The sequence below is a fragment of the Aquipuribacter hungaricus genome (assembly GCF_037860755.1).
GTDB classification, from domain to species: domain Bacteria; phylum Actinomycetota; class Actinomycetes; order Actinomycetales; family JBBAYJ01; genus Aquipuribacter; species Aquipuribacter hungaricus.
The window spans coordinates 1-10,978 of record NZ_JBBEOI010000125.1; the positions used below are offsets into that span (position 1 = coordinate 1).

General features: G+C 74.3%; 10 protein-coding genes. 4 read left to right on the forward strand and 6 right to left on the reverse strand.

All coding sequences use genetic code 11. The features are described 5' to 3' along the window. The 6 genes from WCS02_RS12880 to WCS02_RS12905 form a co-directional block, all read right to left on the reverse strand. Window positions 1-247 (reverse strand): hypothetical protein (locus WCS02_RS12880; protein WP_340293843.1); only part of this gene is annotated, 247 nt, incomplete at its 3' end. 9 nt (window positions 248-256) lie between these two features. Then, entirely contained in the window at window positions 257-1,786 is a 1,530-nt protein-coding gene (locus tag WCS02_RS12885; RefSeq protein WP_340293846.1) for a dihydrolipoyl dehydrogenase family protein, read from the reverse strand. Window positions 1,787-1,834: 48 nt separating this feature from the next. Beyond that, window positions 1,835-3,046, reverse strand: coding sequence for a galactokinase (galK, locus tag WCS02_RS12890; RefSeq protein ID WP_340293849.1), 1,212 nt, complete (start codon window positions 3,044-3,046; stop codon window positions 1,835-1,837). Next, complete coding sequence (galT, locus tag WCS02_RS12895; RefSeq protein WP_340293851.1) at window positions 3,043-4,353, reverse strand: galactose-1-phosphate uridylyltransferase; 1,311 nt, start codon at window positions 4,351-4,353, stop codon at window positions 3,043-3,045. Before galT ends, galK begins: the two co-directional genes overlap by 4 nt. Beyond that, window positions 4,350-5,192: a DeoR/GlpR family DNA-binding transcription regulator gene (locus WCS02_RS12900; protein WP_340293854.1), complete on the reverse strand. Its 843-nt coding sequence runs from the start codon at window positions 5,190-5,192 to the stop codon at window positions 4,350-4,352. The genes galT and WCS02_RS12900 overlap by 4 nt, the downstream gene beginning before the upstream one ends. Then, the gene (locus tag WCS02_RS12905; RefSeq protein WP_340293856.1) at window positions 5,189-7,267 is read right to left on the reverse strand and encodes a beta-galactosidase; all 2,079 of its coding nucleotides are present in this window, start codon (window positions 7,265-7,267) and stop codon (window positions 5,189-5,191) included. Before WCS02_RS12905 ends, WCS02_RS12900 begins: the two co-directional genes overlap by 4 nt. A 273-nt stretch (window positions 7,268-7,540) precedes the next feature. On the opposite strand from WCS02_RS12905, the gene WCS02_RS12910 reads away from it, so the two are divergent. From WCS02_RS12910 to WCS02_RS12925, 4 genes are all read left to right on the forward strand, one after another. Beyond that, window positions 7,541-8,878, forward strand: a complete 1,338-nt coding sequence (locus WCS02_RS12910; protein WP_340293858.1) for an ABC transporter substrate-binding protein — start codon at window positions 7,541-7,543, stop codon at window positions 8,876-8,878. 4 nt (window positions 8,879-8,882) lie between these two features. Then, complete coding sequence (locus WCS02_RS12915) at window positions 8,883-9,848, forward strand: carbohydrate ABC transporter permease (RefSeq protein WP_340293861.1); 966 nt, start codon at window positions 8,883-8,885, stop codon at window positions 9,846-9,848. Next, window positions 9,845-10,750, forward strand: coding sequence for a carbohydrate ABC transporter permease (locus WCS02_RS12920; protein WP_340293863.1), 906 nt, complete (start codon window positions 9,845-9,847; stop codon window positions 10,748-10,750). Before WCS02_RS12915 ends, WCS02_RS12920 begins: the two co-directional genes overlap by 4 nt. A 10-nt stretch (window positions 10,751-10,760) precedes the next feature. Further along, window positions 10,761-10,978: hypothetical protein (locus WCS02_RS12925; RefSeq protein WP_340293865.1), on the forward strand; the 218-nt coding region annotated here is incomplete at its 3' end.

A 10,978-nucleotide genomic window follows, 5' to 3' on the forward strand; every position in this document is an offset into this window, starting at 1 on the left:
GGTGATGGTGTGCCCGGTGCCGAGCGTGACGTCGACGGTCGGCGGGCGTGCCGGGGCGGTCGGACCAGAGCAGGACGGCGCCCGGTGCCGCGCCGGGCGCGGACGCCACCTCGGCGACGGCGGCGGCGACGGTCGGGAAGGGCCGGCCGCCGGTGCGTCCGACGAGCGCGGTGACGGCGTCGGAGAGCGCGGCGTCCTGCAGGTCGACCACCCACAGCAGCCGGGGCTGTGCGGGGAGGGGGCTCACGAGGACAACCTACGAGACGTCCTCGCCGGTCCGCGCGGCCAGATCCTGGGCCGCCGGCGTGATGGCCTCCGACCAGGTCGGGAACGCCCGGGTGTGCTCGGCGAGCAGGCGCACGTCCAGGCCCGCGGTGACCGCGAGCGCGAGCTCGCCGCCCCAGGAGTCCGCGTGCGGGCCGACGGCCGCCGCGCCCAGCAGCGTCCCGTCCCGGTCGCAGACCAGGCGCACGCCGGACGGTCCCGGGTCGGGCTGGTCCGCGGTGCCCACACCGAGCTGCTCGACGAACGCGCGCCCGGTCTCGCCCACGTCCTGGTGGGCGACGAGGACGTCGTGGCCGGCCTCGCGGGCGGCCTCCTCGCCGAGCCCGACGGAGAACACGGGCGGGTCGGTGTAGACGGCGCGGGGGATGCCCGCGGACCGCACCCGGACGTCGCGGCCGGCCAGCCCGGCGGTGACGACGCGGGCCTGGTGATTGGCGGTGTGGGTGTACGGCGCGAGCCCGGTGACGTCGCCGACGGCCAGGACGCCGGCCACGGGGGAGCCGTCGGCGTCCAGGGCGCGGCAGCGGTCGTCGACCTCGACCGCACCCTTCTCGCTGACGGCGACACCGAGCAGGTCGAGCCCGAGCCCGTCACCGGACGGCGCCCGCCCGGTGACGACGAGCACCCGGTCCACGACGACCTCGGACCCGTCGGAGCCCTCCGACCCCTCCGACCCGTCGGACGCCGGCTCCAGGCGGGCCCGTGCGCCCCCGTCGGCCGGCTCGACGCCGACCAGGGTCGTCGCCACCAGGACCCGGACGCCCGAGGCCTCCAGGTGCAGCTGCAGCGCCTCACCGACCCAGGGGTCCTCCGACGGCAGCAGGTGCGGCGAGGTCTCCACCAGGGTGACCTCGGTCCCGAAGGACGCGTAGACCTGCGACAGCTCGCAGCCGACCGGCCCGCCCCCGAGGACGAGCAGCCGCCCGGGCAGCTCGTCGCTGGTCAGCGCCTGGTCCGACGTCCACGTGGGGACCTCGTCGAGCCCCGGCAGGTCGGGCACCACGGGCTGGGAGCCGGTGCCGACGACGAGCGCGCGGCCCCACGCCAGCTCCCGGACGTCGCCGTCGCCGTCCGGGCGGACGGACAGCCGGCCCGGCCCGGTCACCGTGCCGCGGCCCCGCACGACGACCACTCCGGCCTCGGCCAGCTCGTCCGCCTGCGAGGAGTCGTCGAGGTGCTGCGCCGCCTCGTCGCGGGCCCGGACGGCGTCGGCGAACGCGGCGCGCAGGTCGGTGCCGGCGGCCCGGGCGCGGGACGCGGCCAGCAGCATGACCTTGCTCGGCACGCAGGCGAGGAACGGGCACTCGCCGCCCAGCAGCCGGGCCTCGACCGCGGCCACCCGCAGGCCGCGCCGTGCGGCGGTGGCCGCGACGACCTCGCCGCCGGAGCCGACACCCAGCACGACGAGGTCGAACTGCTCGACGTCCCCGCCGGGTCCCACGTCCTCGGTGTCCTGGTCGGCGGGGCGGGACGGCGCGTCGGGGGACGGGGTGCTGGGCATGCCGACAGCGTGCCCCGGCCCTGCGGCTCCCGCGACGCGAGCAGGTGCTCAGCGGACGCGGTGCGCGCCGCCCGTCGCGGTGGCGGGCAGCAGCCCGGGGGGCCCGTGGCCCGCGGCGAGGAACGCCTCGTGCACCGCCGCCCCCACCTGCTCCGAGGTGCCGGCCGGGGTGAGCACGACGGCCGAGCCGCCGAACCCGCCGCCGGTCATCCGGGCACCCAGCGCGCCGGCGTCGACGGCTGCGGTGACCACCAGGTCGAGCTCGGGCACCGAGATCTGGAAGTCGTCGCGCATCGAGGCGTGGGAGGCGAGCAGGTGCGGGCCGGTCGCGTCCAGGCGGCCCTGCCGCAGCAGCGCGGCGACCAGCCCGACGCGCTCGGTCTCGGTGACGACGTGGCGGACGACCCGCTCCAGCTCCTCGTCGTCCAGGCGCGCCAGCACGTCCGGCAGCTCGTCCGGGGTGATGCCGGCCAGCCGCTGGACGCCGAGCCGGGCCGCGGCGGTCTCGCAGGCGGTACGGCGCCCGCCGTAGCGGCCGTCGACGAGGGAGTGGTGCGCGCGGGTGTCGACGACGAGCAGCTCGGCCGCCTCGTCGCCGCCGAGGGGGAGCGGGACGTCCTCGGCGTCGAAGGTCGTGCAGTCGAGCAGGAGCGCGTGACCGGCCCGGGCGCGCAGCACCACGGCCTGGTCCATGCCGCCGGTGGGCGCGCCGGCGAACTCGTTCTCGGCACGGACGCACGCGGCGGCCAGCGCGCGGCGGCCGGGCCCGTCCTCCTGCTCGGCACCGGGCAGGCCCGCGAGGTCCGCCACGGCCACCGCGACCCCGGAGGTCAGGGACGCCGAGGAGGACAGCCCGGCGCCGACCGGCACCCGGCCGTCGACGACGAGGTCCAGGCCGGGGACGTCGTGGCCGGCCTCGCGCAGGGCCCACAGCACGCCGGCGGCGTAGCCCGCCCAGCCGGGCACGGTCCCCGGCACGAGGTCGTCCGCACCGCCCTCCCAGACGGCGTCGTCCTGGCGGGAGACCAGGCGCCAGCGGCCGTCGTCGCGGCGCCGGGCCGCGACCAGCCCACGGTGCTCGATGGCGAAGGGCAGCACCGGCCCGCCGTTGTAGTCCAGGTGCTCCCCGACGAGGTTGACCCGCCCGGGCGCGGCCCACACGCCCTCGGGCGCGGTCCCCGCCAGCTCCCGGAAGGCGTCGGTCACGGTGGCCAGGTGCTCCGCCGGGTCGGCGGCGGGGACCAGGTCGGGCGCGCTCACGGGGTCCCCTCCCCGGCGACCGGGACCGACGGGTCCGACGACGGCACCGGTTCCGGCGACGGCGGCACGGGCTGCTCCGAGGGCTGCTCGTCCACCGGCGTGGTCACCACGGCGCCCGGGAACGCCGAGGGCAGCTCGCGGATGCGGTCCGCGATCCGCTCCGGGGTCGTGTCGGAGACCCAGGCGCCCTGGCCGGACTCCGAGCCGGCGAGGAACTTGAGCTTGCCGGGGGCGCGCAGGACGGAGAACACCTGCAGGTGCAGGCGGGGCAGGGCGGCGCGCTCGCCGTCCCGCTCGGGGCCGACGGGGGCGGCGAACCAGCCGGCGATGTACGGCAGCGGGATGGCCTCGCCGTCGGGCCCGACGAAGAACCGGTCGAGGCGGGCGAGCAGGTCCGGGTACAGGTGGGCCAGCTCGTCGCGCTCGGCGTCGTCGAGCTCGGCGAGGTCGAGGACGTGGCGGTGCGGGACCAGGTGGACCTCGACGGGCCAGCGGGCCGCGGCGGGGACGAACGCCGTCCAGTGCTCGCCGCGGGCGACGACGCGGCGGCCGCTGCGGACCTCGGCGTCCAGGACGTCGCCGAGCAGGTCCCGCCCGGTGCGGGCGTGGTGGGCGGCGGCCTGGGCGGTGTGCTGCGCGGTGCGCGGCGGCACGTACGGGTAGGCGTACACCTGCCCGTGCGGGTGGGCGAGGGTGACGCCGATCTCCTTGCCGCGGTTCTCGAAGCAGAACACGTCGCGCACGTGCGGCAGCGCCTGCAGCTCCGTGGTGCGGTCGGCCCACGCCTCGACGACGGTGCGCGCCCGGGACGGGGTGAGCGAGGCGAAGCTCGCGTCGTGCTCGGCGGTGAAGCAGACGACCTCGGTCCGCCCGGCCGCGGCGCGCTCGGGCCACGTCGGGTCGCCGTCGACGAGGCTGTCCGGCTCCTCGTCGCGGGTGCTCAGCGACGGGAACCGGTTCTCGAACACGACGACGTCGTAGCCGGCCGCGGGGATCTCGGTGCCGGGCCCGCCGGGGACGGTCGGGCAGAGCGGGCACATCGCCCGCGACGGCAGGAACGTCCTGTCCATCCGGTTGCTCGCCATGGGCACCTGCTCGCCGGTCAGCGGGTCCCGCCGCATCCGGGAGCCGCCCGAGGCCGGCGGCAGGTCGCGGGTGTCCTCGCCCGCGCGCGGCTCGCCGGACACGAACGGCTCGGTGTCGTCGAAGTAGAAGAGCTCGCGCCCGTCAGCCATGAGGACGCGGGTGCGGCGCACGCGCGCGGTCCTGGCCGTGGAGGCGGTGCCCTCGGCGTCTGTCCGGCTCATCTCACCGGCTCCTTCCCGGGGTGCCCCTCGCGGGGCCCGTCGTGGTGGGTGGGCCCGTGCGGGGTGGCGACGAGCAGGCGTCCGACGTGCGACGCGAGCATGGCACGGTCGTCCTCGGGGAGCCCGTGGTCGCAGACCAGGACGTCCACGTCGTCCAGGCCGACGATCGTGGCGAGCCCGACCAGGCGCAGCTTGGTGTGGTCGGCGACGACGACGGTCTTCCCCGCCGCCGCGATGAGGGCCCGGTTGGTGGCGGCCTCGGTCATGTTCGGGCTCGTGCAGCCGGTGCGCTCGCTGAAGCCGTGGACGCCGAGGAAGAGCAGGTCCACGTGCAGGTCCCGCAGCGCCTGCACGGCCACCGGACCCACGAGGGCGTCCGAGGGGGTCCGTGTGCCGCCGGTGAGGACGACGGTCCGGTCGCGGCGGTCCGGGTCGAAGAGCGCGTCGGCGACGGGCACGGAGTTGGTGACCACGGTGAGGTCCTCGACGTCGCGGAGCTCCTCGGCCAGCGCGAGCGTCGTCGTCCCGGCGGACAGCGCGACCGACGACCCCGGGGCGACCAGCGCCGCCGCCGCCCGCGCGATGGCCAGCTTCTCCTCCCGCTCCTCGCCCAGCTTGGTGCGGAACGCCGGCTCGAAGCTGGAGTGGGGGGCGTCGGACAGCGTCGCGCCGCCGTGGACCCGGACGACGAGGCCCCGGTCGGCGAGCTGGGCGATGTCGCGGCGGACCGTCATGTCGGACACCCCGAGGGTGTCCACCAGCTCGGAGACCCGGACGCCGCCCTCGCGGCGGATCCGCTCGAGGATGACCTCCTGCCGCTGCCGGGCGAGCGCGCTCACGCGGACCCGTCGTCCCCGCCGCTGCCGCGCCCGCCGGAGTCGGTGCCGGTCTCCCGCACGACGGCCACGCCGCCGGGGGCCAGGACGAGCGGCTGCCCGGTCGTGGCCACCGCCCCGCTGACCAGGTCCGTCCCGACGACCGGCACCGTGGCGCCGGCACCGCTGTGGTCGAGCAGGAACAGCCAGGAGCCGGTGCTGCTGCGGCGACGGACGGCGTCGACGCCGGCCGGCAGGCCGGGCACGACGGGACCCACGCCGGCCGCACCGAGGACGGCGCCCAGCACCGCGTCGACCGCATCGGGCTCCAGGCGGGTGGCCACGTACCAGGCGGCCCCGGCCCCGGTGGTGCGGCGGGTGACCGCCGGGTCGCCCGCGGCGGGCCCGTCGACGAAGGAGGCCACGACGTCGGTGCCGTCCAGCGCCTGCAGCCACTCCGACCACACGGTGCCGGTCGCCCGGTCCAGACCGGGCACGGCCGACCCGTCCTCGGCGCGCAGCGTCGTCCTCTGGCCGGGCAGCAGCGGGGCGAACTCCTCGACGCGGACGCCCAGCAGGTCGCGGAAAGCCCCCGGGTAGCCGCCCGGGCGGACGTGGTCGTCGGGGTCCACGGTGCCAGAGAAGTACGTGAGCACCACCTGCGCACCCGCCCCGGCCGCGGCGGCCAGGCCGGCGGCCCCGGCGTCGGAGACCAGGTGCAGGCTGGGCGCCAGGACGACGTCGTAGCCGGACAGGTCGCCCTCGGCGGACACGCCGGTCACCGTGGCACCCGCCCGGAAGGCCGCCTCGTACCAGGCGCGCAGCTCGTCGGTGTAGCGGTGGAGCTGCGTCGGGGTCGAGGCCGCGTCCGTGGTCCACAGCGACTCGTAGTCCACGACCACGGCCACCCGGGACTCCGTCCTGCTGCCCGCCACCTCGCCGCAGGCACGCAGGACGCGACCGAGCTCGGTGACCTCGCGGAAGCGCCGGGTGTCCGTCCCGGCATGGGGGAGCAGGCCGGAGTGGTACTTCTCGGCCCCGGCCACCGAGGCCCGCCACTGGAAGAAGCCGACGGTGTCGGCGCCGCGCGCCACGTGCGACAGGCTGTCGCGCAGCATCTGCCCCTGCGGCTTGAGCGGGTTGACGGGCTGCCAGTTGACGGCCGACGTCGAGTGCTCCATGAGCACCCAGGGGGCGCCGCCCGACAGCCCCCGGGTGATGTCCGCGGACATGGCGAGCTCGGCCTCGGGGTGCGGCAGGTGCGCGCCCCGGTAGTGGTCGTTGCTGACGACGTCCTGCTCGGGCGCCCAGCGCCAGTAGTCGAGTCCCTCGAAGGAGAAGCCGACCATGAAGTTGGTCGTCACGGGCACGCCGGGCGACAGCTCGTGCAGCAGGTCGCGCTCCGCGACGTGCTGCGCCAGCGAGGCGTCGGAGCAGAAGCGGCGCCAGTCCAGCTCCGCCGTGGGGTTGGGGATCGCGGTCGTCGTGCGCGGAGGCACGACGTCGCCCACCTCGGTGTAGCGCTGCGACCAGAAGGTGGTGCCCCACGCGGCGTTGAGCCCGTCGAGGTCGCCGTAGCGCGCCAGGAGCCAGCTGCGGAAGTGCTCGGCGGAGGTGTCGCAGAAGCACATGAGGTTGTGGCAGCCGAACTCGTTGCCCACGTGCCACATCGCGACGGCCGGGTGCCCGGCGTACCGGTCGGCGAGCACGCGCACCAGGTCCAGGCTCCGGCGCCGGAAGTCGGGGGAGGAGGGGCACCAGGTCTGCCGGCTGCCGTGCGACAGCCGGAGCCCGTCGCGGGTGACGGGGAGGGCGTCGGGGTGCAGCCGCGCGAACCACGGCGGGGCCGACGCGGTCGCGGTGGCGAGGTCGACGACGACGTCGGCCTCGTGCAGCCGGTCCAGCACGCGGTCCAGCCACGCGGTCTCGTAGCGCCCGGGCTCCGGCTCGAGCAGGGCCCACGAGAAGACCCCGACGGTGGCGAAGGTGACCCCCGCCTCCTGCATCCGGGCGACGTCGTCCTCGAGCGTCTCCTCGGGCCACTGCTCGGGGTTGTAGTCGCCGCCGAGCAGCAGCCGGTCCGTTGGCCATTCCCTCATGTCCGCACACTGTTCCGGCGTCGCGGGAGTAAGTCAACACAACCAAACAAATCGCTGGCGGCCGGGACCAGGTGTCCGTTGTGGCCCGAGATCGCGCTCCCACCAGGCATGACGTGGTCACGCCCGGGTAACGGTTCCGGCCCGATCCCAGGGGGTTGCTTGACACCCGGCGGAGCCGCTGTTTGTGTCTGCGACAACCGATGTCGAGTTGTGTTGGACTCTGGGTCCAGAGCCGACCTGCTTCTCAGTGCCGAGTGACTCTGGAGAGCTCCTGTGCCTACCCACCCCCGTCCTGCCGCCCTGCCGTCCCGCCTGCCCGACCTCCACGCGCTGCAGAGCGCCTTCGCCCGGCGCAGCCTGCTGCGCGGTGCCGGCGCCGTGGGTGCCGTCGGTGCCCTCTCCGCCTGCGGGAGCGACGACGCCGGCGGCGGGGGCGACGGCGAGGCCACCACGCTGGGCTCCCGCTTCGGCGACGAGGTGCCCCGCGCTGCCGAGGACGCCGTGATCGCGGCCTTCACCGAGGCCAGCGGCATCGAGGTCACGCCCAACGTCCAGGACAACGAGACGTTCCAGGAGTCCATCAACTCCTACCTGCAGGGCAACCCCGACGACGTCTTCACGTGGTTCGCCGGGTTCCGCGGCCGCTTCTTCGACGACCAGGGCCTGGTCGGCGACCTCACCGACGTGTGGACGGACATCGAGGACGGCTTCACGCCGGCCTTCAAGGAGGCCTCGAGCAACGGGGACAAGCAGATCCTCGTCCCGGTCCTCAACTACCCGTGGGCAGTCTTCTACCGCAAGAGCCTGTTCGAGGAGAACGGCTACACCGTGCCGGAGACCCGGGACGACCTGATCGCGCTATGCGAGCAGGTGCAGGCCGACGGGCTGGTCCCGTTCGCCTTCGGCGACGCGGACGGCTGGCCGGCGATGGGCACCTTCGACATCCTCAACATGCGGCTCAACGGCTACGACTTCCACATCAGCCTCATGGCCGGCGACGAGGACTGGGACGGGGACGAGGTCCGCGCCGTCTTCGAGGAGTGGGCGACGCTGCTGCCCTTCCACCAGGAGGACCCGGTCGGGCGCACCTGGCAGGACGCCGCGGCGTCGCTCCTGCAGAAGGAGTCGGCGATGTACATCCTCGGCATGTTCGTCGGCGAGCAGTTCCCCGAGGGCGAGGAGCGGGACGACCTGGACTTCTTCACCTTCCCCGCGCTGGACGACGAGATCGGCAACGGCGCCCTCGACGCCCCCATCGACGGCTACATGATGGTCGCGGACCCGCAGGACGAGGCCGCGGCCAAGGACTTCCTGCGCTTCCTCGGCTCCAAGGAGGCGGGCGAGCTCTTCCTCGCCGAGAACCCCAACAACATCGCCGCCCACCTCGAGGCCGACACCAGCGGCTACAGCGCGCTGCAGCAGAAGGCGGCCGAGCTCATCGGCAGCGCCGAGAACATCGCGCAGTTCCTCGACCGGGACACCCGCCCCGACTTCGCCTCGACGATCGTCATCCCCGCGCTGCAGAAGTTCCTGCAGGACCCGGAGGACATCGACGGCGTGCTGACCGACCTGCAGGCCGGCAAGGAGCGTCTGTTCGTCGAGGAGGGCTGAGGCGGTGACGGCGACCCCGGTGGCGCCTCCCCCGGCCCCCGCGGCCGGGGGAGGGGCCCGCCCGCGGAGACGGCGGCGGACCCGGCTGCAGCTGCTCACCACGACCGACCGGGTCGTCCTGGCGGTCATGGTGGCCGTCCCGGCGCTCATCGTCCTGTGCATCGTGTGGCTGCCGACGCTGGGCACGGTGCTGCTGTCCTTCACGGGGTGGAACGGCATCGGCGGCCTGGACCGCGTGAACTTCGTCGGCACCGACAACTACGAGGCCATCACCACGAGCTACCCGCCGTTCTGGACCGCGATCCGGAACAACGTGCTGTGGCTGGCCGTGTTCTTCCTCGTGGCGACCCCCCTGGGCATGTTCCTGGCGGTCCTGCTCGACCGGGACCTCAAGGGGTCGTGGTTCTACCGCAGCTCCATCTACCTGCCCGTCGTGCTGTCCCTGGCGCTCGCCGGCTTCATCTGGCAGCTCATCTACAGCCGCGACCAGGGCCTGCTCAACGTCGTCCTGGGTCTCGAGGGCTCGGACCGGGTCGACTGGTACGGCGACCCGTCGGTCAACATCTGGGCGGTGCTCGTGGCGGCGTCGTGGCGCCACGTCGGCTACATCATGCTGCTGTACCTGGCGGGCCTGAAGAGCGTCGACCTGGCGCTCAAGGAGGCCGCCGCCATGGACGGCGCGTCGGAGACGCGGACCTTCTTCTCGGTCGTCTTCCCGACGCTCGCGCCGATCAACGTCGTGGTGCTGGTCATCACCGTCATCGAGTCCCTGCGCGCCTTCGACCTGGTGTGGGTGGTCAACAAGGGCCGTAACGGCCTGGAGCTCCTCAGCGCGCTGGTCACCGCCAACATCGTCGGCGAGGCCAGCCTCGTCGGGTTCGGCTCGGCGATCGCGACGATCCTCTTCGCGATCGCGATGGTGTTCGTCGTCCCCTACCTGGGCAGCATCCTCCGGGAGGAGCGACGATGAGCACCTCGACGTCCGCAGCCCGCACCGCCCCCGGCGAGCAGGACGGACCGCGGCGGGTCCCGCCGGCGGCCCGTCGCAGGCCCGTCACCCCGGGGCGGGTGCTGCTCTACGCGGTGCTGACGCTGGTGTCCCTGGCCTGGCTGTTCCCGGTGGTGTGGGCGGTCTACAACTCGTTCCGCGACTACGCCTTCACCGCGGTCAACGGCTACGTGTCGTTCGGCGGGTTCACCCTGGACAACTACGCCCGCGCCTGGGAGCAGGGCGACTTCGGCCGGCACTTCCTCAACACGCTGGTCATCGTCGTGCCGTCGGTGCTCGTGACGCTGTTCCTGGCGTCCATGGTGGCGTTCGTGCTCGCGCGCTTCTCGTGGGGCCTCAACGTCGCGATGCTCGTGTTCTTCACCGCCGCGAACCTGCTCCCGCAGCAGGCCCTGCTCATCCCGCTGTTCCGGTTCTTCCTGCGGGTGGGGCTGTACGACTCGTACTGGGCGCTGATCATCGTCCACGTCGCGTTCCAGATGGGTTTCTGCACGTTCGTCCTCAGCAACTACATGAAGACGCTGCCGAAGGAGCTCACCGAGGCCGCCTTCGTCGACGGGGCGGGCGTGCTCCGCCAGTACGTCCAGATCATCCTGCCGCTGTGCCGGCCGCCGCTCGCGGCGCTGGCGACCCTGCAGGTGACGTGGGTCTACAACGACTTCTTCTGGGCGGTCGCGTTCCTGTCCACGGGCGACAAGTTCCCCGTCACCAGCGCCCTGGCGAACCTGCAGGGGCAGTTCTTCATCGACTACAACCTGCTGAGCGCAGGGTCGGTCATCGTCGCGGTGCCCACGCTGGTGGTCTTCTTCGCCCTCCAGCGGCACTTCGTCTCCGGCCTCACGCTCGGCGCCAACAAGGGATGACGTCCACCGCATGACAGACCACACCCGGCCCCGGCTGCACGTCCTGCGTGCGGCCGGGGTCAGCCTCGTCCTGGCCGGCCGCGCCGACGGCCTGCCCGAGCTCGTCCACCTGGGCGCCGACCTGGGCGGCGCCGACGAGCTCGGCGACCTGCTCGCGGCCTCCGGGCCGCCCGTGCCGCGCAGCGCGCTGGACCGGCCGTGGCCGCTGACGGTGCTGCCGGGCGAGCC